This is a genomic window from Reticulibacter mediterranei, from assembly GCF_016587455.1.
The window spans coordinates 1949003-1975078 of record NZ_BNJK01000001.1 but is presented as its reverse complement, the minus strand read 5'-3'; the positions used below and the strand labels follow the sequence as shown (position 1 = coordinate 1975078).

The following is a 26076-nucleotide window of genomic DNA, read 5'->3' as shown; positions in this document are numbered from 1 at the left end:
TCTTCTATGAATTCTGCTGTTTCAGCGCTGCTAATGTGGCACGCAAACTATTTCTATGTTTTGCCAGTTGCCTGCGGGCCTCTTCTGGCGTAACCCGAGTTTGAGCGATGATGATTGCGGTTTTCGTCTCTCCTCCTGTCTGCTGTAATAACGCTACGGCCTGCTCTTTCTGGACCCCGGCCAGCTGTTGCACTATCTTTGTCGCTCGTTGACGCAATTTGTTGTTTGTTGCCTGCACATCAACCATCAAATTTCCATACGTTTTTCCCAACCCGATCATCACCCCAGTACTGAGCATGTTCAGGACCATTTTCTGGGCCGTTCCTGCTTTGAGGCGCGTGGAGCCTGAAATTATTTCAGGTCCGACAACAGGCGCAATCATAATATCGACCTCATGCTCAAGGGGTGTATCGGGGTTGCAGGCAATGCCTATGGCGAGGATATGCTGACTTTTTGCATATGCGATGGCACCAAGCACATATGGTGTGCGCCCGCTGGCAGCTATCCCGACGACTGTATCTTTTGCCGTAACGTCGAGAGCCATAATATCGTTTTGTCCCGCCTCCAGACTGTCTTCAGCGCCCTCAATGGCTGTTGTGAGTGCTGAGAGACCTCCTGCGATTCTGCCAACGACCAGATCTTGCGATACTCCAAACGTGGGCGGACACTCTGAGGCGTCGAGGACACCTAGCCGACCAGACGTACCAGCGCCAATATAGATAAGCCGTCCACCCTGGCGCATACGTTCTGTGATCTGTTCAATCGCGCTGGCAATATCGGGCAGCGCAAGTTCGATGGCCCGAGCTACCTTCGCATCCTCCTCGTTCATGAGGCGCACTATCTCTAATGGACTCATCTGATCTATTTCTGCACTGGCCGGGTTCCCCTGCTCAGTTGTTAGTGTATTTAGTGACGATTCGTGAGTTGCCTCTTTATCTGTCATTCTGTCATTCTATCCTTCTATTTACATAACGTGATGAATTATCCAGATTGACGAAGAAACTTGAGTTTCTGAATTTTGCGCGTCTCTCCTGAAAAAGTGTTACATAGATGCTGAAAGAGCTGTCGGTAATTGGCACCTGGAATGATTTTCCCTAACACGACCGCTTGAACTGCACCTGTACAGCGGGGCAGATTAGCGGGTCTACCGTGAAGCGTTTCGTGCCCTAGCAGGGCGAACGTTACTGCTTCTTTGGCTTCAGAAGGCAAGCCTGAGATGTCCACTGGCATCACGTTCGTTTCGGGTAGGGCCGCTTGTAAGCTCTCCATCAAAAAGCTATTATGGCTTCCACCTCCGCTGACGAGTACTTCGTCGACCCTGGCAGGCCCGAAGGCTCGATAGGCGGAGGCAATGCTTTCAACCGTGATAGCAGTCAGTGTTGCTATGATGTCTTCTGGCGTCAATCCCCGCTTCGTGCCTTCAACAATGAGCATGTTTGCAAAGGCATCCCCGAATAGTTCGCGACCGGTCGTTTTTGGAGGATGGCGCATAAAATAGGGGTGAGAGAGCGCCTCGACCAGCAATGCCGTATCTATATGCCCTTTGCGGGCCATTGCGCCGTCGCGATCGAAACGTGCTGCACCCTGCGAAAAGTGGCGGGCTGCATAGTCGATCAAAACGTTGCCTGGCCCTGTATCAAAGGCGTAAGCGCTCTTCGGATCATCTCCGACAGATAAGAACGTGACGTTGCCGATTCCCCCGATGTTCTGAAGTGCTCGTGTTTTTGCTGCATCTTTAAACATCAATGCATCTAAAAACGAGGCAAGAGGCGCTCCCTGACCACCCGCCGCCATGTCAGCCACACGAAAATCGGCTGCAACGGTAATCCCAGTTCGGTTGGCAATCACTGCCGGCTCACCGAGTTGCAGCGTAGAGAGTGTACGACCTGGTTCGACAAGGTGATAGAGTGTCTGGCCATGCGAGGCGATCAGATCGATGCTGGTTGGATCGATGTGCTCTGCCTCAAGAAAGGATGTTGCCGCCTTGCCAAAGGCTGCACCAATGGCGAAGTTGATCTCCGTTAGCTCTGCGAGGTGGCATACCTGTTCCTGACAGATGGCAAGGATACGCTTGCGGAGAGCTTCATCGTATGGCAGTTCTTGATAGGCCAGCAAACGCATCGTCAGTGTTCCTTCATCTGCGGGTGTGAATTCGCATAGCGTAATATCGATCCCATCGACAGACGTGCCTGAGTTCATTCCAATGATGCGCATATATTATCCCTTGATTGCACCCATGCGCACTCCGCTGAGGAAGTAGCGCTGGAAAAAGAGGAAGAAGAGAATCATCGGTAGCGCTGCGAGAGCGGCTCCGGCGAAGATAATGCCATAATCGGTCGTGAACTCTCCCTGTAAACCGGCGACCCCCACCGGCAGCGTATATTGACTGCTGGATTGTAAGGCAATCAACGGCCAGAAAAAATCGTTCCAATGGCGCACAAAGGTAAAGATTGCCAGAGCGCCAATCGCGGGCTTAGAGAGCGGGAGAATGACGTGCCAGAAGACGCGCAACTCGCCGCAGCCATCGATACGTGCCGCTTCCATAAGCTCTGATGGCAGCGTTTGAATGTACTGGCGCATCAGAAAAATGCCGAAGACGCTGGCGAAACCTGGCAGAATAACGGCCCAGAGAGTATTAAGGAGATGCAACTTTTGCGTCACGATGTAGGTTGGAATGAGTGTGACGTAGGCCGGGATCATCATGGTGCTGATAATGATCCAGAAGAAGATTTCGCGTCCAGGAAATTTCTTTTTGGCGAACGCATAGCCAGCCAGCGTATCAAAGAAGATGTGGAAAAGGGTGATGGCGATGGCAACGGTCAGGCTATTTGTTGCCCAGTTCCAGTAGTCGCTGGCCTGGGTCAAGAGCCGCTGAAAGTTTGAGAGGCTGGCGTGGAAAGGAATGAGATCTGGTGGCGTTTTGAGCGTAAACGTTGTTGGTGTCACCGAAGTAACAAACAACCAGTACATCGGCCAGAGCGAGATCACAGCCGCAATCACCAGAACTGCCCAGGGAATCAGCCTTTTCCACTTGATGCTCCCCTGCCTTACACCTATGTTTTGTGCTGCAACTTTTATTGCCATATTAATACTCCACATCGCTTCTCAAAAATCGAAACTGGACGATGGATACTGATGCAATCATCAGGAATAGGACGAACGCTTGTGCTGAAGCGACTCCATAGCGAAACTGTTGAAAGCCATTTTGAAAGATTTGCGTGACAATAACGGCTGTGTTATCGCCCACACCGCTTGGCACCATCACGAAGAACTTTTCAAAGACTTCAAAGCTGGCAATAGTATAGAGCACCACAAGATAGAGCGTGGTAGATTTGATGAGAGGGAGCGTGATGTGCCACCAGCGGTGAATAGCGTTCGCTCCATCGATGCGGGCCGCTTCGTAGTACTCCGGTGGAATGCTGCCCATCGCCGCGTTGAAGAGAACCACGCCAGTTGCCGGAACGGTGAGTATAGTGGACAGGGTGATGCTGTTGAAGACCAGATTGGGATCAGAGAGCCAGCGCACAGGGGCAATATGGACAACACTGAGCAGGTAATTGAGAAAGCCATATTCAGAATTATAGATCCATCTCCAGGTCATAGCGATAATCACGGCGCTGGTGACAGCAGGTAGGTAGAATGCTGCAAGAAAGAAGGTTTTCGCGTATTTGTTGCGCCCCTGAATTAAGGCAGCCAGGATCAGCGCGATAAAGATGTTGGCCGTGACCGTCAGCACCGTATAGTAGAGGGTGTTGCCGATGGCTCGCAAGAAGACGCCGTTTTCGGTGGTAAAGGCCAGGACGTAGTTTCTAAAGCCCACCCATAACAGGGGCGAAGTCACGTCGTCGTTCTGAAAGGAGATTACCAGAGCCCAGAGGACTGGGATAAGGATAAAGATGGTAAATGTAATCATGCCTGGAAGAATGAAGGTATAGCTCCATCCATGATTTTTGAGGAAGCGTTTGACAGACGCAAATGGGCCGCTGGCAGCATGTTGCGCCGATCTCGATAATGGAATGTCTGCCATAACGGTTCTCCTGTCTATGATGAGATCTTTTTCATCAGAGCAAAGCAGGACGGCAGCATTACCTGTCCTGCTTCAGTATAAAGGTTACGGCAATCAGTCTGCGCCTGCCAGAATCGAATCAATTTCCTTTGCGGGAGCGTTGAGCGCCTGAGATGGCGAAGCCTTGCCAAAGATGGCATTTTGTATCTGTGTATGGAGCAGTTTGCGAATCTGTTCCCACTCAGGGATGATCGGCATCAGTTGCGTATAGCTGACGAAAGGCGAAAATAGGCTGATTGGGTCGTCAACCTTGACGGATTTACGCGCGCCTGGAGCCAGATAGTAGCCCGGAACATCAGTCCCGACCTGTGTGCCAGTAAGATAGCGGGCCAGATCCATTGCAGCCTTCACTTTCCCCTCATCGTCAAGCTTGGCAACCGCGATCAAGCCAATACCACCAGTTGTTAGTGGCTTACCAAGCCCCCCAATAGGCATCGCTTTGACCGTGAAGTTCATACCCATCTGTTTGTAACTGCTAGAGGAACCGCTTGGCTCGCTGTACATTGCGTAGTTTTTCTTCCCGCCAAAGCCTGTCATGATGTCGGTCGGCGACTGAGTGCCAAAATCGGGCGGCGTCACTTTATACTTCAATGCCAGATCGACCAGCTTTTGCAGGCCACTAATGCTCTCTGGAGAATTGAAGGTGTATTTCTTGTGGTCGGTGCTCAAAGGCACGCCACCATCGCCCATGATGAACGGCCAGGTGTTTACGATGTCCGGGTCTACCGCACCTGTGTAGCCGTAGACTTTTGTGCCGTTTGAACGTGTGAAGGTCAGTTTTTTTGCTATCTCGACAAACTGATCATACGTCCAGTCATCTTTAGGAACTTCAACCCCTCGCTCTTTGAAAATATCCAGATTGAGATACATGCCAACGGGCGGCACCCAGAGCGGCCAGGCGTACATTTTGCCGTTAAACGTGACCGCTTCTAGCAGATTGGGGTAAATGTCTGCCTTATCATCAGCTGTGAGGTAGCTATCGATAGGTGTGACCAGCCCTTGCTTCACGAGGAGAGGGAGCGTATCGGAGGGAATACGGAAGAGATCGACTGAATTACCTCCTCGCACAGCCTGTGTCACCTTTGTAAAACCTGCGCTGTCACCCGTATAGCCGGTAATCTCAACGGTCGTGCCTGCATGCGCTTTCTGATAGGCAGTGACGGCTCCATCGGTCAATTTCCCGGTCTGGTTCGCCCCCTTTGGCTGATAGTTTAATGCCCAATACTGCAACTTCTGTGTTGTAGATCCTTCTCCTGACGAACTGCCTCCACAAGCCGCAAGTACGCTACTGAGCAAACTTGCGCCTGCTATGGTTTTACATCCATTAAGGAGAAGCACGCGACGTGTAATCGAGGTATCCATGATTCCTATAACTCCTATGGTTGATATGTTGTATAGACCAATATGAGTGATCCAATTATGGCATATGCCTGCTTTATATGTCAAGCAAACGGCGTTTCTTTGCAGTGGAGCCGTCAGAAGTGAAGAAGCGAAAACGCGTGAGGTACTGTGAAGTGAGGGGAGAAAATGCACTATCTCTGCGTTGCTACTGAAACTGATAGAATATCGATAGCAACACAGAGAAGTATACTATAGGAGAAATATATAAGCAATAGTAATTACAGCCGCTCAGGATGTTTCTTTTTCCAGTAGCGCATGTAACCTTGAACGGTCATTGCGTAGTTTGTGGCGATTTCGTAGCGGTGGAGCGAACGAGGATCGGCTGTTATTCGCTGCAATTGGGGGTCCATCTGAGCGACCAACAAATCGATAATTTCCGACTCGCTTTTCTCTTGACGCATCGCTCCCAGCACAAAATCCCCCCATGCGGAGAGCTGCTCTCGCAGGCGGCTCAGATGGATGGCTGGATTACTGGTCGGGCCAAAATGACTCAGGTAGAGGACATCGGGCCGCAAACGTTTCAAGGTATCGATGCTATTAGACCAGGCTTCCAGATCGAGATCCGGTGGTGGTGTCGGTGGACGGACATAATCAATCCCCTGCAAGCGCACTCCCGCCACATCGCCAGCGAATAATTCGCCCGAATGCACGTCGAAGAAAATCACGTGATGGATGGCATGGCCGGGAGTATAATGGACCTCCAGACGGCGCCCGGCAACCCGCAGTACGTCTTCATCTTCTATGACATGCACGCGCTCCTGTGGCACCGGCTCTATCGCTCCCCACAACGTTTGCATGCGCTCTCCATAGATTCTTGTTGCGCTGGCAACGACTTTCGAGGGATCAATGAGATGTGGCGCTCCGTTGCTATGGACAAGCACTTTGGCGCGAGGCATCTGTTGTATCAATGAACCCATTGCTCCTGCATGATCCAGATGGATATGTGTGGCGATCAGATGGGTGACATCTTGCGGATTGTATCCCGCCTCACGCAGGCCGCTCAATAAAGCTTCAGCTGTGCTACCTGGGCCGGGATCAATAATGGCAATCTCGTTTTCTCCCACCAGCAGGTAGGAGCCGACGATATCATACTCGCCCTGGAATGGCAACGAGATTTGCCAGGTGCCAGGGCGAAGTTGTGTAATCACAGTCAAGGAAACTACTCCTTTGCTTACGTGTTGACGTGATAACAATAATGTTCTTCCATTCTACTATAGCGGAGAGGGTGCTGGCTATCTTTTGAAAAACAAACGAGCAGTATCTCATGTTTCTGGCATGAGGTACTGCTCTCGTGGGTAAAGCTTATTGCTTACACGGCATTATTTTTTCTCAGCGATGGCCTTTGCTTGCGTGAACAGCAGGAGGTAGTCTCGGCCTCCGGCCTTCGAGTCGGTTCCAGACATATTGAAGCCGCCAAAGGGATGAACACCGACCAGCGCTCCTGTGCATTTACGATTAAAGTACAGGTTGCCCACGTGATACTCTTCTTCCGCACGTTTGATGCGCTCCGGGTCTTGCGAATAGAGGGCACCGGTCAGCCCGTATTCGGTATCGTTGGCGATATGAAGTGCGTCGTCGAAGTCCCTGGCTTTAATGAAGGCCAGCACAGGTCCAAAGATTTCTTCCTGGGCAATTCGGGCCTGGGGATCAACGTCGGCAAAGACGGTTGGTTCGATGAAGTAGCCCGGCCCTTGATGTCCGCCACCAGCTACCAGGCGTCCCTCACCCTTGCCAACCTCGATGTAATCAAGGATCTTCTTCATGGCGTTCTCATCCACTACCGGTCCCATATATGTGGAGGGCTGCGTCACATCCCCCATTGTCAGGTGTTTTGTCTGCTCGATGACCTTCTGTAACACCTGACCGTAGACCTGCTCAACGACGATGGCACGCGACCCTGCGGAACACTTCTGCCCCTGGAAACCGAACGCAGAAGAGACAATGCCATTAGCAGCAGCATCCAGATCGGCCGTTTCATCCACCACGACCGCATCCTTGCCTCCCATCTCCAGAATCGAGCGCTTCAACCAGCGTTGCCCTTTCTGGTGTTTGGAGGCCCGTTCATAGATGCGCAAACCTACCTCGCGTGAACCCGTGAAGGCGATGAAGCGGAGTTGAGGATGGTCCACCAGCGCGTCTCCAATAACGGAGCCGGAGCCAGTCAGGAAGTTCACCACGCCTGCTGGCAGCCCGATATCTTCCAGAATACGGATGAACTGATAGGCGATGGCCGGAGCTGTGCTGGCAGGCTTGAGGATGACAGTATTACCAGCGGCGAAGGAGGCGCTGGTCATGCCGATCATAATGGCGCAAGGGAAGTTCCAGGGCGGAATGACTGCCCCTACTCCTAGAGGAATATAGACGAGTTTATTTTTCTCTCCCTCGATACGCGTAATGGGTTGCTCTTCGGCCAGTCGGAGCGTTTCACGGGCATAGAACTCCAGAAAGTCGATAGCCTCAGCCGTATCTGCATCGGCCTCCACCCAGCTTTTCCCGACTTCGTAGATCATCCAGGCATTCATTTGAAAGCGAAACCAGCGCAATCTGTCGGCGGCGGCGAAAAGATAGGCCGCACGCTCTTGTGCCGGTACACGCTTCCAACTATCGAACGCCTCCGTTGCAGCCTTGATAGCCTCGTCTACCTGTTCGGTTGTGGCTTTGGCAAAATAGCCGATCACCTGATCTGGTTGAGATGGGTTTACTGAGGCGAACGTCTCGGCGCTAGTAATTTTCTTGCCGCCGATAATTAAGGGGTAGGTCTGCCCAAGTTCGCTTTTCACTTGCGCGAGGGCGTCTATTTGCGCATGTTTATGTTCTTCTTTGCTGAAATCGGTCAACGGTTCGTTGGTAAACGGCTGTTGTGCTCGTGCCGCAATGGTGGTAGAAATGGTTGTCATCAGGATATACTCCTTATGAAGAACGAGAAGAAACACGTCGTTGTGTAGTCAAGAGGCTGTCATCTGGCAAAGACAGCGCTCTTTCCTTGATGCTGCCCTCATTGTATCATTTTTATAGAGGGTAATCGCAGCTTGCACTATGATACAATTGGCTCGTTTTGTCCCGATAGCGCATCAGCAATGCGTTGGCGATGATGCTCCATCACGTCCATTTCTTCAATCTCAGCTGGAGTAAAATATCCTACATCTGTTGTTTCATCGCTCAGTGTCAGGGTGCCATCCTCTATGTCAGCTTCAAAGCTGAGGGCGACTATCTGATACTGATTGCCGTCTGCATAGGTGAGGAGCATATGCGGGCTGGAATAGACGCCAAGTAGCCGACGTATCCGTACTTGCAAGCCAGTTTCTTCCTCGACCTCGCGTATACATGCCTCGGCAGCGCTCTCTCCCGCTTCCATGTGTCCACCAGGGAGGCACCAGCGTCCGTTATCGCTCCTGCGTGTCAGCAAGATTTTCTGTCGTGTGTCGTCGAAGATGATAGCAGAGCAGCCAATTGATAGTTTCCCCCGTTTCGCTATTCGTTGTCCATAGAGAATCTTTGCCATATTTATAGCTCCATTTTTAGTATTCAATCTATAATCAATTCGCATGGGTTCAGATGGGAAAGGGAAAAAGTGTTCCATCAGGAGGTAGTACTTGTGGTTGTTGTTGTTAAGAAGCACACTAGATGGAACACCCATCTATTACTTAGTATATTAATTCATCCAAATATCAGGGAGTATAACTCATACTATTTCCTGCATTTGTTCCCACTCTGGCCGCAGGATCGACATCACAATAACGTCGTGATACCTTCCCTCTCGATAGTTTGCCTGCCGCATAACGCCCTCTTCTGTGAAGCCCGCTTTTGTATATACCCTGATCGCAGCGCTATTGCCGGCAAACACAGTGAGCATAATTCTATGGAGATTCAGGCTCCGAAAGCCGTAATTAACTATCAATCTTGTTACCTCTGTCCCATATCCTTTGCCCCAACTGCCTTTGTTGCCGATAAAGATATAATATTCGCCAGAACGATTGATATTGCTGATCGATGTGACGCCTGCATAGCCGAGAAGCTGGTCACTGGTTTTTTCCACGATACCTAGCGACAATACCTGTTTATCGTGAAGCGTTCGTTCAAGCCATTCCTGAGTTTCGGCTTTAGAAAAGGGAAAAATCAACATACCCATTGAATATCTTGTGATTTCTCTATCCGCGAACCATTGCCAGAACAGATCCAAATCGTCGCGTTCTAGTGTTCGTAGATAAATGTTATCGCTGTCAAGAAATATATTCATGTCTCTTGCTCCTTAAATGCTTCTCAATGAGTAATAAACAAGTTATGGATGATATTCGTGTTTATTCTCAGCTATATCATACCTCATACTCGATCCTATTGGCCTCCTGGTTTTGTGACGATTGGAGATGTAAGATCGCGAAACTTGCATCTACCAATGGAGGTACGATTATGTCGAGTAAAGAACTACGATCAACAACTGTGGTGCGGCCTCGCCAGATGTCGGTCTACTTTGTGGCGGTTGTGGCGGCAATTGGAGGACTGCTCTTTGGCTATGATACCGGGGTGATATCTGGGGCGCTGCTCTTCCTCAAGGGGAGTTTTGCGCTCAACGATACGACGCAGGAGATTGCTGTCAGTGTTGTACTGGCTGGTGCTATCGTCGGGGCGCTCGGTGCAGGTCGCGTCAATGATGCACTCGGCCGCAAAATCACGTTGCTCCTCCTGGCTGTCATTTTCACCATTGGCGCGATATTGACAGCAGTTGCTCCCAATCTGCTGTTCTTTACTGCTTGTCGCATTCTGGTTGGCGTGGGAATTGGGGCCGCTGCTAGCGTTGTGCCCGTCTACATTTCGGAGATGTCTCCTCCGCATCTGCGAGGAACGCTGGTCACGTTCAATCAGCTTGCGATTACTGTTGGTATTGCGATCTCCTATTGGGTTGATCTGGCCTTTGCTCATGCTGGAATGGGATGGCCTCCCATGTTCGCAACAGCAGCAATTCCCGGTGTCATTTTGTTTCTGGGCATGCTGGCGAGTCCTGAGACTCCGCGCTGGTTGGCGAGCAAAGGACGCTGGAATGATGCGAAACGGGTGCTTGAGCAGATGAAGGGCTTAGATCCTGAGAATGAGCTTATCGATATTCGCAGTTCGCTTTTGCTTGAGCAGAGGAGAGGAGGCATGCGCGAGCTTTTCCAGCCCGGCTTGCGTACCGCTTTGATGGTCGGCGTGGGTCTGGCTATCTTTCAACAACTGGTTGGCATCAACACCGTCATCTATTATGCGCCGATCATTTTCCAAAAGGCCGGATTTGCCAGCGCCAATAATGCTATCCTGGCAACCAGCGTTGTTGGCGTCGTGAACGTGTTTTCAACGGTGGTGGCGACATTTCTGCTCGATAAGCTTGGCCGCCGTACGCTGTTGCTCACTGGTACAGGTATCATAATCGTGGCGCTGGTGGCGCTCGGCATCGTCTTTGCTAGCGGCTCAAACCAGACCAGTACGCTGACCTTGATAACGCTCATGGTTTACATCTTCGCCTTCGCTATTAGTATGGGGCCGATCTTCTGGCTTATGAGCGCCGAAATCTTTCCCACGCGTTTGCGTGCAGCTGGATCGAGCATCTGCTCCTTCTCCAACTGGGTGGCGAACTTCCTGGTGAGCCTGACCTTTCTTTCGCTGATTCATCTGCTCGGTTCATCGTTTACCTTTGGTCTCTATGCGTTTATGGGGTTGCTGGCTCTTGTCTTCTGCTGGAAGTTCGTTCCTGAGACTAATGGTAGAACACTGGAGCAGATTGAACAGTATTGGAATAAAAAACAGAAAATGGCGTGATCTGCTACTTGGCGGGAGGAACAGAGATGTTTCTCCCTTTTTTCTGGAATAATCCATTGCAAAACGTTGGATCAAACGCGGAGCAAAGTATCGCCCATTGCCTGCCAGACAAGATGAAACCATCGTTGATCGCTAAACGTGTCCTTAGAGGAAGATCGATGTATAGGAGAACTTCCCCCTAAGCAGATCGCCTAAGCCGGCTAGAGATCTCGATTCGGGGCAGTAGAGATGGGTCTCTTTTTGTGCGTTTGAGCATCTATAATGTCTAAAGCTCTAAAGTGGTTTCCTCTAAGGAGAATCACTATGTTTGCCCTTGCGTCGATGCAAGCGCCTGTAACCGCTAACGTTGGCTGGGTAGATTACCTCTTTATTGCGATCTATTTTGCCGTGACGCTAGGGATTGGCTTTGCGCTAAGAACCAGTATGCGCTCCTCTGAAGATTTTTTTCTTTTGGGACGTTCACTTTCAGGTTGGGTGACTGGATTAGCCTTTGTCGGTGCCAATCTTGGGGTACTTGAAATTCTGAGAATTGGAGCCAATGCCGCTCAATATGGTATCTTACAGGCCCATTTCTGCTGGATTGGTGCGATCCCAGTTATGATTTTCGTGGCTATCTTCATGATGCCGTTCTACTATGGCAGTAAGACGCACTCCGGCCCCGGCTTCCTGAAACTACGCTATAACGAGGCGACACGCAGCTTTAATGCCATCTCTTTTGGCGTTCTCACCGTTTTAATCACGATGCCTGGACAAGCCTTCGGAGTACACCAACTGTCGCCCATTAGTGAGAGGAGTAGGTTATGCTTCTGGCAGTGCTTGCAGCCAACCCATTGCGGTTGAACCTCAATGTCCTGGACTTCGCAATCCTGATCGTCTACTTCGCCCTGGTTATTGCCATCGGTATCCTCGCCCGGCGTGCCATCGCCACCAGTGAGGACTTTCTGCTGGCCGGACGCTCCTTACCCGCCTGGATCACCGGACTCGCCTTCATCTCCGCCAACCTCGGTGCCATTGAGATCCTCGGCATGGCTGCCAACGGTGCCCAGTACGGCTGGTCTACCGTCCACTTCTACTGGATCGGTGCCGTTCCAGCTATGGTTTTCCTTGGTCTGGTGATGATGCCCTTCTACTACGGCTCTCGGGTACGTAGCGTACCCGAGTATCTGCGCCGTCGTTTCAATGCGTCGACCCACCTCTTCAATGCGCTCACCTTCGCCGTCTCCACTGTACTCATTGCTGGGGTCAACCTCTATGCCCTGGCGATTATCCTGGAGGCGTTGCTAGGCTGGCCGTTGTGGGTTTCCATCATCGTCGCAGCCGGTTTTGTGCTGGCCTACATCACGCTCGGCGGTCTCTCCGGCGCGATCTACAACGAGGTTCTACAGTTCTTCGTGATTCTGGCCGGGCTAATTCCTATTGTGATCATCGGACTGGCGCACGTTGGCGGCTGGGCAGGCTTACAGGCCGCAGTACTCCACACGCCCCTGGGCCAGAACGCCTTTCACTCGTGGAAGGGTACCGGTATCCCCTGGTCTAACCCGCTGGGCGATTGGATCGGCATCGTCTTTGGGCTTGGCTTCGTGCTCTCGTTTGGCTACTGGACGACTAACTTTGCCGAGGTACAGCGTGCCCTCTCAGCAAAGGATCTCTCTGCCGGACGGCGCACCCCGCTCATTGGTGCCTACCCCAAGATTTTCATTCCCTTCCTGACTATCATCCCCGGCCTGATCGCCCTGGTCGTGGTGCCGAATCTGGGCGGCACCGAGGGTCTGCCCTACAATGACGCGATCCCGCTACTGATGAACCAGTTCCTGCCCAACGGAGTACTCGGCGTGGCGATGGCCGGCCTGATAGCTGCTTTCATGGCTGGAATGGCGGCCAACGTCTCCGCATTCAACACTGTATTCACCTATGACATCTGGCAGGCCTACATCCGCCGTGGGCGCTCCGACCTCTACTATCTACGGGTCGGCCAGATAGTGACCATCGCCGGGGTGCTGGTCGGAATCCTGACCGCCTTCATTGCGGCGGGCTACAGCAACATTATGAACTATATCCAGTTGTTGTTCTCGTTCTTCAACGCCCCGCTGTTTGCGACGTTCATCCTTGCAATGTTCTGGAAGCGGGTCTCGCCGATGGCGGGCATCTTCGGGCTGGCTGCGGGTACAATTGCCGCAGGAGTCTTCCACTACGTAGCGTTCAACCTGCCGTACTTCTATCCCGGCGGCCACATCGATCTTGCGCACGCCACCATCAACGCCCAGATGCAGAACTTCTACGGGGCCATCGCCGCTTTCGTGGCCGATCTGGTGGTTACCGTAATTGTAACCTTCCTGGGTAAGCCAAAGCCGCTGTCTGAGCTAGCTGGTCTGGTCTGGGGTGTCCCGGACCCCAACGCACCTGACCCATCGAAGGCACCCAAACTGCCGTGGTGGGAGTCGCCATCTCTGCTTGGGTGGGGAGCGCTCGGCATTACGCTCCTGCTCTCTCTGATCTTCCTTTAGCCACCGCATACGAAAGGAGTACACTATGAGCCAGCAAACGGCCCAGCCGAGTACGCCGCAGTCAGCGGCGGCCAAGTTGTTCGACCTGCGGGTGCTGATTGGCGGCCTGTTCACTTTCTACGGGGTAGTGCTGATTATTGCCGGGATCTTTGCCAGTGCAGCAGAGATACAGAAGGCATCTGGTATCAACATCAACCTGTGGATGGGGATCGGCATGCTGATTATCGGCCTACTGTTCCTGCTGTGGTGGCGACTAAATCCGATGCGGCCCCCTGTACCACCGGCACACGATGTCGAACCCAACACACAATAGACTGCTGAAACCGGGTCGGGCAAGGACACGAATGCACTTGAGGGAGAGCATCGTGGGTGATGCCAGCCTCTTATGCTGGGCCCTACCGCCAGTGGAATCCGCTTACCTGCGAGTGGCCGCTAATCTCAACGCAGCGCATGGGGTGCCTCTGGTAGAACCAGGTGGAGATAGCCCCCGTTGAGGAACGCCCGACCTACAATATGGCGATCCCGTTCGCTATGGTGCAATGTTCTCCCTGATTGAGCATTGCACCATCTCTGTTTTTTCTCCTATCTCTTGCTCTGCTTTGTACCTTCTCTCGATTCAAAAAAACATGTATTTATATATATCGGTATATAAAGTGTGATATGTATACTGTAATATATATGGTTTGATGGTTCGGTAAAGCTGATAAATTGCTCCGCAAAGAAATATTGTCCTGCATTGCATGGGCAACCAAAAAGTTTCAGGTGTGAAGGGTTCTGGTGCCTTTTTGCGCCTGACGTGACTATTGCTGTCTAGAGGAAATGGTGATAAGGATGGATTGTCGGAAAGAACCTCGTCTTGTGATAACCAGGTCGGTCTCTACACTTATTGTCGCTGTTGTGGTTATGGCCGTGTTCGTTGCCAGTAGCGCTTCTCCCAGCCTTGCTGCGCAAGCCTCCGGTACACCCGGGTCTCGCTATCTCATACCAGGCTTGCTGATTCCTGCGCTCAAACATAGCATACCGTTGCATGCTACACCACATGCGGTGCAACAGAATATGCAGCTTGACCTTTCTATTGCGCTCAAATTGCGTCACCCCACTGAATTAGATGCGTTGATTGCCGCGCAAAATAATCCTCGTTCGTCGCTCTATCATCGCTATATTACGCCATCGGAGTTTACTGCTCTCTTTGCTCCTGATCAGGCGATGGTGGATGTTGTAGCCGCCTATTTGCGGAGTCAGAATATCCATGTGCGTTCTGTTTCACCCAATAAATTGCTTATTCGTGCCTCCGGCTCGATTAGTAGTGTTGAGCACGCTTTCAATACGACGCTGGCAGACTATGTTGTTGCTGGTCAGACCGTCTACGCGCCAGCGACAACACCATCGGTTCCTGCGACCCTCTCAGGCATGATTCTCAATATCTCTGGTCTGGATAACGTCACACATTATCACCGATTGGGTAAGCTAGCTGTGAAAAAAGAAAAACAGGCAGACCCGTATCATGGGCCGGGAGGCGGGTACACCCCCGATGCAATGCACGCTGCTTATAATGTCAAGCCACTGCTAACTTCTGGCGTTAACGGTTCGGGTCAGACTATCGCGCTTTTTGAGCTGGATGGATACAATCCTGCTGACATTCAGACATATTTCAATTATTACCACCTTGGCTCGCCTAAATATTCTGATGTGCTGGTTGGCGCGGCAACGAATACGCCCGGTTCCTCTGCTGCTGAAGTAGAATTGGACATGGAGCAGATAGCAGCTATTGCGCCAGGCGCGCAACAAAAAGTGTATATCGGCATGAACCGTATAAGCGATGTAAATGATATATACAATCAGATTGTGAACGATAATAGTGCGAAGCTGGTCAGCATCAGTTGGGGATTGTGCGAAGCCTCTATTGGAAATGCTGAGCTGCAAACGCTGAACAACATTTTTAAGCAGGGCGTGGCGCAGGGGCAGGCTTTCTTCGCTGCTTCGGGCGATTCAGGCGCTTATGATTGTGGTACTCCGGCCCTTGCCGTCGATTCTCCCGCCGATGATCCCAATGTGGTTGCAGTCGGCGGTACAACCCTTCAAATTGGCAACGATGGCAACTACCTCAGCGAAACGGCTTGGTCGTGTGCATTCTGCACTCAGCGGAGTCAGCAGGGGGCCGGTAGTGGTGGTGGCGTAAGCGGCTATTTTGCGCGTCCTGCCTACCAGAGCGGTCCTGGCCTGAACAACGCTCATCGCATGGTGCCAGATGTCTCTGCCAATGCTGATCCTGTAACAGGCTATTCGGTTTACTGTTCCGTTGCGGCTGCGGGCTGCCCCGATAGTGGCTGGGTAACGGTTGGGGGCACCAGTGCTGCGACGCCTTTATGGGTAGCGCTTGCCGCTCTGATGAATCAGTATCTGACCAATGCCCATAGACCGACACTGGGAAGTGCCAATGCCGCTTTATATCATCTGTATAATACAACACAAACCTATACACCATATCATGATGTGACCACCGGCAAAAACCTGTATTACGAGGCGACAACGGGCTATGATCTCGCTACAGGTATGGGAACGCCCGATGCCTGGAATATTGCTCGCGATCTGATAGCAAGCTCAGGGAAAGACACTCAGGGGCGCAAATAAGAACTCTTTTGAGGGTTCCGCTCTTATAGCACAAATGCTGGATGGGATGATACTCATCCAGCATTTGTGCTTGTATCGCTGGTGATTTTTCTTGCCCATCGTAGTATACTGAACGCTGGGTATTATTCATCAATTGAGGAGTTTGGAGCTTATGGCACGTCAGGATTTCCCTTTAGAGCAGCAATTGCGCAAGGATATTATAGAGGCGCAGAAAGCCCGCGATCAGGTTCGCCTTGACACGCTGCGCATGGCCTTGGGCGCGATTCACAATCTGGAGGTCGCTCGTACTGATCGCAAGCACCCGGAATATGGTCAGCCGTTGACCGAGCCTGATACGGTGCGTGTGCTGGAACAGGAAGCTAAAAAGCGCAACCAGGCCATTCCTTTATATAAGCAGGGGGGCAGAAACGATCTCGCCGAAAAAGAGCAGCGCGAACTGGACATTCTTCAGAGCTACCTGCAATCCTCTCAGATCAGCGACGAGGAGATACGCGCTGTCGTTGCGCGCTTAATCGAGCAAAACGGGAAAGAGTTTCGCAAAGTGATGCCGCAGGCGGCGAAAGAGACCAAAGGGCGTGCAGATGGCGCTCGTGTTCAGCGTATTGTGAGAGAGATGATCCAGTAGGGCGTTGCGTATCATCATTCTTCTCACCCTTCTCTATCTGGTTGAATGCCTTGACAGCATTTTCTCTCGTCTCTTATAATGTAAACAAAAAGAATAGACAAACAAAAAGCGTTCGTATCACGGAAGAGTAGGCAGGATGTGTTAGTATCCAGAGAGCCGGGCGAGGTGTAAGCCGGTTATTGACTGCCAGCCAAACACACCGTGAAAGCTGCGTGTGAGAAAGCATTTTGCACAAGCACGACGGTTCTGTTCCCCCGTCAGTTGGAACAGCCGATCCCCTTTTGACCGCCAGGTGCAGAGGGTGTCGGATTGAGTGCCTGCTTGTTATAAGCAGGAATGAGGATGGGACCGCGAAGAAATGATCACCTTCGTTCCTCGATGCGAGGAGCGGAGGTTTTTTTGTGTCTATAAAAAAGGGAGTGATGTTGAATGACACCTGTAAATGTATTGCAACTTGATGGCGAGCAAATCAAACTGGCCATTCAGAAGGATGGACGTTTGACGGAGGCGACTCTTCAGCTTCTCCGCACTGCCGGACTTCAGTTTGAGTCTGCCAAACAGCGCTTATTTAGCGTGTGCCGCAATTTTCCCCTCGCTATTCTCTATGTGAGGGATGACGACATTCCAGAGTATGTGGCCGATGGTGTCGCTGATCTGGGTATTGTGGGACAGAATCTCGTGCGGGAGGCCGAGCGGCCCGTTGAAGAATTGTTGCCGCTCAATTATGGGCATTGTACGCTGATGGTAGCGGTGCCGCGCGAGAGCCACATTCAGGCTGTTGAGCAACTGGCAGGCTGTAAAATTGCCACCTCGTATCCCGTGACCACGCGCCAATTTTTCCAGGAGCGCGGCATCAATGTGGATATCACGACGATCAGTGGCAGCGTCGAACTGGCCCCCACGCTTGGCGTCTCTACCGCGATTGTTGATCTGGTGAGTAGCGGCAGCAGCCTCAAGCTCAACGATCTGGTGCCTTTAGAGTCGGTTCTCCAATCGCAGGCGGCCCTGATTGCCAATCCGACAACGTTCAAAGATGAGCAAAAATCGATAAAATCTATAATTCTGAACCGGCTGCTTATGCGCTTGAATGGTGTGATTAACGCCCGCTCTTATAAATATATTATGATGAATGCGCCACGAGAAGCGTTACCCTCAATCGTCGAGCTTGCTGCTGGTATGCATTCGCCAACCGTTCTGCCCACAGCTGATCCTGATTGGATTTCCGTACATATTGCCGTTGCTGAAGATGTGTTCTGGGAGAGCATTGAGCAGTTGCGCTCTCTTGGTGCCCAAGGCATTTTGGTGTCCCCAATCGAGAAACTGTTTCTATAGTTGGTCGCTTGAAGACTGTTCTCATCTATCTTGATATATATCAGATGTAGGGCAACGTTGCCCTACATCTGATATATATTGAGCAGGTCTTATTTTATATTCCTCCATAAAAGTTCCATCTTTCTCCACAAGAAATGGTGTTTCCTTACGCCTTCTTCCGAAAAAAATACCTGGCGTGAGAATAGAACCCGAAGAAGGATAAGATAGCATGGGAAGCAATAGATAGTCTTGACATGAGCATTTGTTTGTTCGTACCATATATAAGCACATTTTTTCTAGAGCGTAGCCCTTGCTAAAGTTCCCTCCCTGGAGGCATTGATCCTGCTATGAAGATCTATAACACGTTAACGAAGCGTATTGAAGAGATTATTCCAATGCACGCTGGAAAGCTTGGCATGTATTCATGTGGCCCTACTGTCTATCGCTACATTCATATTGGCAATTTGCGCACCTTTACGATGGCGGACTGGCTGCGGCGGGCCTTTGAATATCGCGGGTTTGAAGTGCTGCATATCAAAAATATTACCGATGTGGGACATATGCGGCAGGAGATGCTGGATCGTGGCGAGGATAAAATGGTTGCCCAGGCCCGTAAGGAGGGCAAATCGTCGGCACAGATTGCGCAGTTCTATACTGAGGCATTTCATCAGGATGAGGATGCGCTCAATATTCTTCCTGCCAATGTATTTCCGCGCGCCACGCAGCATATTCCTGAGATGATCGCCATTATTGAGGGGCTGTTGAACAATGATATTGCATATCATGTCAATGGTTATGTGTACTATGATGTTAAGCGCTTTCCTGGCTATGGCAAACTATCGGGCAATTTTTTAGAGAGTATGCTTGCCGGAGTGCGCGAAGGGGTTCATACTGATCGACACAATCCCGAAGATTTCCCTCTCTGGAAGCCAGCTGAACCGGGACGCGAGATGGCCTGGGAGAGTCCCTGGGGGCGTGGCTTTCCGGGCTGGCATATCGAATGTTCTGCGATGGCGATGAAGTATCTCGGCACACACTTCGATTTGCATACAGGTGGGGTTGATAATATCTTCCCCCATCATGAAGATGAGATCGCTCAAAGTGAAGGCTGTACGGGTCAGCAATACGTCAATTACTGGCTTCACGCTCAACACCTATTGGCCGATGGACAGAAGATGGCAAAGTCCACTGGCAATGCCTACACACGAGCTGAGATCGAGGCGCGCGGCTTTGATCCGATGTCTCTCCGCTATTTCTATACCACCGCCCTCTATCGCAGCCGCTTGAACTTTACCTTCCGTGCATTACAGGCTGCTCAGACCGCTCTCGAACGGCTACGCGACCACGCATACGATCTTTTCACGCGTTCAGATAGGGCGCAGGTTCTTTCAGAGGAGCCACTGGAGGCCAATCGCTGGCAGACGGCGTTTCTGGCTGAGGTCGAGAACGATCTGAACATGCCGCGTGCGATGGCTGTCGTCTGGGCGATGTTGCGCTCTCAAGAAGACGATCCCGCTACGCGTGTGCGCTTGCTACTCGATTTTGACCGTATACTTGGCTTTGATCTCAAAAGTTATCTTTTGAGTGAGCGACCCCTCAAGAAACGCGATCCACAAGTCTATCTGGAAGCTGTCCCAGCTGAGGTCGCCCGGCAGGTGCGCGAGCGCGAGGGATTGCGCCATGCCTCACACTACGAGCAGGCAGATCGCGTACGTGACGATCTCAAGCTGGAGGGTTTTGCCGTCAGAGATACAGCGCAGGGCACGCTCGTCTTGCCCAGGCGCTCGGAAGAGGAGTTTACAGTACTTTCTAGCTCCACCGACGCACCTGACCATACCCGTACCCCGGATCAATTTGAGTTCTCAGTCAATTTGCTGGCGCATAATAGCCGCGAAGATCTGGAGCGCTGCATTCAAAGCATCTGTCGCCACACCGCTCAGCATGCAATCGAGCTGGTCATCATCGATAATGGCTCGACTGATGAGACACTTGCGTATCTGGAGCATCTGGCTCGTCAGGGCAATCTTACTTCAGAGCGGGGCGAGACCATTGTGGTGCAGGTGATTTTCGCCGACCATAACATGGGATTTGCCGCCGGGCGTAATGCCACTATGCGGGCCAGTCGTGGTCGCTATATTGTACTGATGGACACATCGATTGAGCTGATCGGTGATATCTGGCAGCCTTTGCTGGCAACGCTTAGTGATCCACATATCGGTGTAGCCGGTCCCTATGGCCTTGTGACCGACGATTTGCGCGAATTTCGCGAGGCAGATGGACCCGATGTCGATGCAATCGAGGGCTATCTCATGGCTTTTCGCCGCGAGCTGTTGCCGGAGGTTGGCTGGATTGACGAGAAGTTTCGCTTCTATCGCCTGATGGATATTCATTGTAGCTTTTTCTTCAAAACTTCGGGTTATCGCATTATTACAACGCCTTTGGTGGCCGAACGGGTGCAGAAACATCCTCATCGCGAATGGTATAGCCTGAGCGAAGATGAGCGAGCTACGAAGAGCAAGAAGAATTATGATATCTTCCGTGATCGTTGGCATCATGGACAGAGCTTGCTTGTTGCGAACTTTGATCCTCAACACTGGTGGTATGGTCACGATCACCCGCAGCATTTAGAGGGCACACATATCCATCCAGCTGAGGAACTGCCTCCACCAGGTGTGATGCATTCGCATACCCATCAACATTGGCCCGATCACTCGCATGAGCATCCGCATTACCACACGCTTAGTGAGTAGCGGGCCGAGAACATCCCTCTCTTCCTGATGAGTGGGGAGGGATGTTTTTTGCTGTTCTGTATAGTTTTTATCGAGCGAGATCTCTATTTAAGGAGCCTGTTATGCATGATGCCGATACTGTTCTTGTAATCTCTTCTCCTGATCAGTTATATTCATTGGATAGTTTGCAGGTTGTCGTATTTACTCATGCCGTTGGACCTCTTAATAAAGAGCAAGAACTCGCTCTCGGTGCCTTTGTCGAGCGCGGTGGAGGACTGGTTTGTAGTGGAGATACGATAGAGGCGTATCATGACTATGCTATGTTCGGCGATTTGCTTGGTGGAGTCTACGGTGCCTGCATTCCCCATTGCGAACTGATAGCACACGTTGCCACGGAGGATCACTATATCACGCGCCGCGCTGATTCGTCGTTTGCAGTTGTGGAGGAGATATATCTGCTCGATCATATTCCTGCTGATGCTGAGGTGCTCTGGCGTCTCTCCTGGCGTTATACCTCGCGTGTGCTGGCCTATACCCGCGCGTATGGTAAGGGGCGTGTCTTCTGTACGACGCTGGGAAGTGCTGAAGAGACGAGCAAGCATCCCGTGTTTGCTCAGATGTTGGAGCGAGCGATTCGATACGTTGCGGGAGCGAAGACGGAGGAACAGCCTGTCCGTGTGGCACTGCTGGGGTATGGTGTGATCGGTCTGGAGCATGCTACCGCCATTACCAGCACGCCCGGCCTGACACTCTCCCTGGTTTGTGATCGCGATGAGCGACGGTTGCGGCGTGTTGGAGAGACGTTTCCAGATGTCTCTACCTGCACTGATATGGCTCAAATACTGGATGATCCTGCCATTGACGCCGTCATTATTTCAACTCCCCCAAACACTCATGCCCCCTTGCTATGCAGATGTTGCAGGCCGGCAAACATGTCGTGACGGAGAAACCCTTCTGTCTGACCACCGCTGAAGCAGATGCGATGATTGAGCTTGCCGCCGAGAGGCAGCGTACGCTGACCATCTATCAATGTCGCCGCTGGGACTCGGATTACCTGGCTATTCAGCGCGTGTTGCAACAGGGTTTGCTTGGCCCTGCTTTTCATATCGAGACGTTTATCGGCAGTTACTCGCATCCGTGCGATTACTGGCATTCCCATGAGCCGATTTCAGGTGGTGTCTTTTACGATTGGGGTGCGCACTATCTGGATTGGATTCTCAATCTAGTGCCCGACCCTGTGGTGAGTGTGCGCGGCGTCGAGCATAAACGTGTCTGGCATGATGTGACGAATGCTGATCAGTCCTGTGTCTCTCTGCGGTTTGCTGGTGGGCAGGAGGCGTCGTTCATCCATTCTGATATTGCAGCGGCCCTCAAGCCAAAGTGGTATATCCTGTGTGAGCGGGGAGCCATTGTTGGACAGTGGCGCTATGAGAGCGTCAAGTCGCGCCGCTGGTCCGGCGATCTGATCGAGGATCGGCTGGCACCCTCCGAAGCCTTGCCCACGCTGACAGCCTTCATTCGTGATGCTGGTGATCGCATTCATGAGCAACAGCTTGCACTTCCTCCTATGCCTCAGCATGCCTTTCATCGCAATCTGGCAAATCATCTGCATCAAGGAGAGGCTCTCGCTATCCCTCCAGAAGCTGCTCGGCGCAATATCGTGGTCATGGAAGCAGCAAAACGCTCGGCGGAACGTGGCGGTGAGACAATGAGTGTGCATTGCTGATTGAGATGCACACTCATTGTCTTGCTATATCGTACAATAACTCATGTCCTCTCTATGAGCATGTTGCGATGATGCTGCTCGTAACGCTTCGGGCTTGAAAAGTTGCCCTGGATAACGCATAATAGTTGTTGTAAGGCCGGTTGCTCATTGTTGAGTAACCAACGCCAGCTGCTAGTATGCTGTCTTTTTCTCTTATTGTTCTGTTTATTCTACCCCGATCTTTCCTCAGGCCCGGCTCTATTGTTTTTGTAGTGCAACAATTGTAGTGTACGCTGATGTACATTATCTGCGAGTTCTGGAGGAATCTCATGGCTTCTATTCCCGAACAGATGGCGGAGCGGCGGATGCTCCCGGTCATTGTCGCAAGTACGCTAGGAACAACGATTGAGTGGTATGACTTTTTCCTGTATGGCACCGTTGCCGCGCTCGTATTTCCCTCCCTCTATTTCCCTCAGTCCGATGCGTTTGTTGGCACCCTGCTCTCATTAACAACCTTCTTAATTGGCTTTATTGCTCGTCCTATTGGTGGCATCGTTTTTGGACATCTCGGTGATCGCATTGGGCGTAAATCGACGTTGATTGCAACCCTGCTGTTGATGGGCATCTCAACGGTCTTGATCGGTTGTATCCCTGGCTATAATGTGATCGGTGTGACTGCTCCAATCCTGGTTTCAGTACTGCGCTTTTGTCAGGGTTTGGGCGTTGGCGGTGAATGGGGTGGCTCCGTCTTGCTGGCTCTAGAGCATGGGCATGAGCGCAATCGTGGTTTCTGGGCGAGTTGGCCCCAGGCGGGAGTTCCTATTGGTCTGGTGCTATCGGCTGGCCTGGTGGCGATCTTTGCTGGCATCTCTGGCGATCAGTTTAGTAACTGGGGATGGCGCGTGCCTTTCCTCCTGAGCGCTTTGTTGATCGCTGTTGGCCTGTATATCCGTCTGCGCATTATGGAAACTCCCCTCTTTACAAAGGTGCAGGAGGCCAAACAGGAAGCTCGCCTCCCTGTCTGGGATGTGTTGCGCTCGAATTGGGAAGAGGTCATCCTGTCGGCGGCTGTCCGCTTTGTTGAGCAGGCACCGTTCTACCTGTTCTCTGTCTTTGTTCTCGTCTATGGAGCGCAATATTTACATGCGGATAGGCAGTTGATCCTGGCTGGCATCTATATCGCGGCGATTATCGAGTTTTTTCACGATCCCCTACTTCGGTCTACTCTCGGATCGCTATGGGAGGCGGAAATGGTATATGCTCGGCTGCTTGTTAATGCTGCTGTTTGCCTTCCCCTACTTCCTCCTGTTGAATACTGGGAACCCTGTGTTGATTATTCTCGGGATTGTGCTTTCGCTGGCCGTTTTCCACTCTTTTGTCTATGGACCCCAGGCCGCGCTGATCTCCGAGCGTTTCAGCACTCGGTTGCGTTACAGTGGCGCGTCCATTGGCTATCAGCTTGCCGCCCCCTTCGCTGGTGGTTTAGCTCCGCTCATTGCGGCTGTCCTGCTTGAGACGTTTAAAGGCTCCTATGTGCCTGTCGCCTTATATATCATCATTCTTGCGGCCTTTTCGTTCATTGCTACGCTGGGCCTCAAAGAGATGGCTCACGTTGACATTTCGGATTAAGTATCGAGCCTTTCATTAAGAGGAAGAAGATGTGATGCCAGACATTACATCTTCTTTTTTTATTAGAATAGCTAAGGAGCAAATGTAAGGGTATTTAAAGCGAAGATGAGTTAGCCGCTTGTTTTGTGTCTTTGTGTTTCACCTGTCACAAAAGTACTAGAAGTAGATAGAAAGCGAGCTTCTTTGTTCGTTCTATCCTGTATACTGTCAAAAACTGACAGTGAAAAATGTATACTTTTTGATGCAAGGACTGTATGTAGGTATGTATTCCTCGGCCTTTTTATTTTCGCAGCACTGGATTATTGTAATTGGTGGCGTCGTTGCCTTCCTCCTGACATACGGGCTGACCTTTGGCATTATTGCTCTATGCCGTAAAGTTGCTTTATTTAATCGACGCGAGGAGGGCAAGCTTTTTACCGGCTCTATTCCTCGCCTCGGCGGTATCGGCATCTTCCTGACATTTTTGGTCGTCTCCCTCTGCCTGTATCCTCCATCGCTCAATGCTCACGACAATCAGGAGATCATTTTCGGGCATACTTACCCCAAAGACCTTGTGATGTACGCACTGTTTATTATTGCTTCGCTGGTAGTCGTTGCCGTCTATGCCTACGACGATATTAAAGGTCTCAAGCCACTGCCAAAGCTGTTGGGGCAAACTGTTGCTGTGATCATCTTGCTCGGTCCCGGCCTGCATATCTTTCATGGTGTCCTCTTCTTCGGCGTCAATAATCCGTTTGCCTCGGATGGAACGTTGACCCTCTTTATCCGCGAACCTGTCGTCTCCTGGTTGGCAATTCCTGCGATCCTCTTTACCTGGTTCTGGGTCGCTGGCATGATGAATGCGATCAATTTTATTGATGGTCTCGATGGGTTGGCTGGCGGGATCGTGGCGATTGTGGGCCTGTTTATTACCATTATCAGCTGGAGGATGGAACAATACAGCCTTGCTATCCTGTCGGCAATTTTTACCGGCGCTGTTGCAGGCTTTCTGCCGCATAACTGGAATCCGGCAAAAATTATTATGGGCGATTCGGGAGCGCAATTTCTTGGTATGGCGCTGGCTGTTCTCTCCGTTATCAGTGGTGCCAAGTTTGCGCTTATTTTGATGATTCTGGGTATTCCGATTCTTGATATTGCTCTGGTGATGGTGAACAGGATACGGCGTGGGCAGAACCCGATGAAGTCTGATATCTTACAGCTCCATTATCGCAAAACTCATCTGCATTATCGCTTCCTGTTTGGCGGTTTAAATCCTCGCCAGATCTGTTATATCCTCTATAGCGTTACATTTGCCTTTGGCTTGCTGGCATTGCAGTTGCAGCGCATCTACAAATTTCTCGGCTTTGGGCTGGTTGGCATCGTTATGATCTCCTTGCTGATCTGGAGTTCGCGCCTGCAAAATAAAAGAGAAGCTGAGAAACAGCGAGCAATGGCTGAAGAACAGCCACAGGTGGAAGGCTAAGCGTTTCGCGTATTAACTCTTTGCCCCTTGTGATTATGCAGCATTTTCGTTACTCTATGTGTATGTTGTTAGACTTCACTCTATTGCTGAGAACAGTTGTATGTTGATGATTGTTATGCCTGAATAAGCAGATGTTGTGATGTTCCCTTCCAGCCGGTGAAACTCAGGATATAGACAGATCGAGACATCTGGCAGAGGTTTGCTACTGGAAGCGGTGGATTTG

General features: G+C 51.3%; 20 protein-coding genes and 2 pseudogenes. 13 read left to right on the top strand and 9 right to left on the bottom strand.

Annotation, left to right across the window (positions count from 1 at the left end; genetic code table 11):
• Nucleotides 1-4: 4 nt before the first annotated feature.
• From murQ to K3T83_RS08490, 9 genes are all read right to left on the bottom strand, one after another.
• Nucleotides 5-943 carry an N-acetylmuramic acid 6-phosphate etherase gene (gene murQ, locus K3T83_RS08530; protein ID WP_220202546.1) on the bottom strand — a complete coding sequence of 313 codons (939 nt, stop codon included), beginning with the start codon at nucleotides 941-943 and terminating at the stop codon, nucleotides 5-7.
• A 38-nt stretch (nucleotides 944-981) separates the two neighbouring features.
• Nucleotides 982-2214, bottom strand: a complete 1233-nt coding sequence (locus tag K3T83_RS08525) for an anhydro-N-acetylmuramic acid kinase (protein WP_220202545.1) — start codon at nucleotides 2212-2214, stop codon at nucleotides 982-984.
• A gap of 3 nt (nucleotides 2215-2217) precedes the next feature.
• Nucleotides 2218-3084 (bottom strand): carbohydrate ABC transporter permease, encoded by an 867-nt coding sequence (locus K3T83_RS08520; RefSeq protein ID WP_220202544.1) that lies wholly within the window; start codon nucleotides 3082-3084, stop codon nucleotides 2218-2220.
• A 1-nt stretch (nucleotide 3085) separates the two neighbouring features.
• On the bottom strand, nucleotides 3086-4027 hold the full coding sequence (locus K3T83_RS08515; protein ID WP_220202543.1) for a carbohydrate ABC transporter permease: 942 nt from the start codon (nucleotides 4025-4027) through the stop codon (nucleotides 3086-3088).
• 93 nt (nucleotides 4028-4120) lie between these two features.
• On the bottom strand, nucleotides 4121-5428 hold the full coding sequence (locus K3T83_RS08510) for an extracellular solute-binding protein (protein ID WP_220202542.1): 1308 nt from the start codon (nucleotides 5426-5428) through the stop codon (nucleotides 4121-4123).
• 257 nt (nucleotides 5429-5685) lie between these two features.
• Complete coding sequence (locus K3T83_RS08505; RefSeq protein WP_236065107.1) at nucleotides 5686-6615, bottom strand: MBL fold metallo-hydrolase; 930 nt, start codon at nucleotides 6613-6615, stop codon at nucleotides 5686-5688.
• A gap of 171 nt (nucleotides 6616-6786) precedes the next feature.
• Complete coding sequence (gene pruA, locus K3T83_RS08500; RefSeq protein WP_220202540.1) at nucleotides 6787-8364, bottom strand: L-glutamate gamma-semialdehyde dehydrogenase; 1578 nt, start codon at nucleotides 8362-8364, stop codon at nucleotides 6787-6789.
• 137 nt (nucleotides 8365-8501) lie between these two features.
• Nucleotides 8502-8969 (bottom strand): NUDIX domain-containing protein, encoded by a 468-nt coding sequence (locus K3T83_RS08495; protein ID WP_220202539.1) that lies wholly within the window; start codon nucleotides 8967-8969, stop codon nucleotides 8502-8504.
• Nucleotides 8970-9149: 180 nt separating this feature from the next.
• Nucleotides 9150-9704 (bottom strand): GNAT family N-acetyltransferase, encoded by a 555-nt coding sequence (locus K3T83_RS08490; RefSeq protein WP_220202538.1) that lies wholly within the window; start codon nucleotides 9702-9704, stop codon nucleotides 9150-9152.
• Between the two features lie 170 nt (nucleotides 9705-9874).
• On the opposite strand from K3T83_RS08490, the gene K3T83_RS08485 reads away from it, so the two are divergent.
• The 13 genes and pseudogenes from K3T83_RS08485 (at nucleotide 9875) to K3T83_RS08430 (ending at nucleotide 25853) form a co-directional block, all read left to right on the top strand.
• Nucleotides 9875-11257, top strand: a complete 1383-nt coding sequence (locus K3T83_RS08485) for a sugar porter family MFS transporter (protein ID WP_220202537.1) — start codon at nucleotides 9875-9877, stop codon at nucleotides 11255-11257.
• A gap of 303 nt (nucleotides 11258-11560) precedes the next feature.
• Entirely contained in the window at nucleotides 11561-12097 is a 537-nt protein-coding gene (locus tag K3T83_RS08480; RefSeq protein WP_220202536.1) for a sodium:solute symporter family transporter, read from the top strand.
• Nucleotides 12058-13761, top strand: a complete 1704-nt coding sequence (locus K3T83_RS08475) for a sodium:solute symporter family protein (protein WP_220202535.1) — start codon at nucleotides 12058-12060, stop codon at nucleotides 13759-13761. The genes K3T83_RS08480 and K3T83_RS08475 overlap by 40 nt, the downstream gene beginning before the upstream one ends.
• Before the next feature lie 25 nt (nucleotides 13762-13786).
• Nucleotides 13787-14074 (top strand): hypothetical protein, encoded by a 288-nt coding sequence (locus K3T83_RS08470; RefSeq protein WP_220202534.1) that lies wholly within the window; start codon nucleotides 13787-13789, stop codon nucleotides 14072-14074.
• Nucleotides 14075-14619: 545 nt separating this feature from the next.
• Nucleotides 14620-16392, top strand: a complete 1773-nt coding sequence (locus K3T83_RS08465; RefSeq protein ID WP_236064853.1) for a S53 family peptidase — start codon at nucleotides 14620-14622, stop codon at nucleotides 16390-16392.
• A gap of 151 nt (nucleotides 16393-16543) precedes the next feature.
• Nucleotides 16544-17017, top strand: coding sequence for a GatB/YqeY domain-containing protein (locus tag K3T83_RS08460; RefSeq protein WP_220202533.1), 474 nt, complete (start codon nucleotides 16544-16546; stop codon nucleotides 17015-17017).
• Between the two features lie 429 nt (nucleotides 17018-17446).
• Nucleotides 17447-18349 (top strand): ATP phosphoribosyltransferase, encoded by a 903-nt coding sequence (hisG, locus tag K3T83_RS08455; protein WP_220202532.1) that lies wholly within the window; start codon nucleotides 17447-17449, stop codon nucleotides 18347-18349.
• Between the two features lie 326 nt (nucleotides 18350-18675).
• On the top strand, nucleotides 18676-21078 hold the full coding sequence (cysS, locus tag K3T83_RS08450) for a cysteine--tRNA ligase (protein WP_220202531.1): 2403 nt from the start codon (nucleotides 18676-18678) through the stop codon (nucleotides 21076-21078).
• 41 nt (nucleotides 21079-21119) lie between these two features.
• A pseudogene (locus K3T83_RS08445) lies at nucleotides 21120-22021 on the top strand (Gfo/Idh/MocA family oxidoreductase); the annotation flags it as partial.
• 18 nt (nucleotides 22022-22039) lie between these two features.
• Nucleotides 22040-22783 (top strand): Gfo/Idh/MocA family protein, encoded by a 744-nt coding sequence (locus K3T83_RS08440; RefSeq protein WP_373324594.1) that lies wholly within the window; start codon nucleotides 22040-22042, stop codon nucleotides 22781-22783.
• A 275-nt stretch (nucleotides 22784-23058) separates the two neighbouring features.
• Nucleotides 23059-23898, top strand: a pseudogene (locus K3T83_RS56185) (MFS transporter); the annotation flags it as partial.
• 31 nt (nucleotides 23899-23929) lie between these two features.
• Nucleotides 23930-24391: an MFS transporter gene (locus tag K3T83_RS56180; protein WP_308441710.1), complete on the top strand. Its 462-nt coding sequence runs from the start codon at nucleotides 23930-23932 to the stop codon at nucleotides 24389-24391.
• Between the two features lie 262 nt (nucleotides 24392-24653).
• Complete coding sequence (locus K3T83_RS08430; protein WP_220202528.1) at nucleotides 24654-25853, top strand: glycosyltransferase family 4 protein; 1200 nt, start codon at nucleotides 24654-24656, stop codon at nucleotides 25851-25853.
• The last annotated feature ends 223 nt before the right edge of the window (nucleotides 25854-26076 follow it).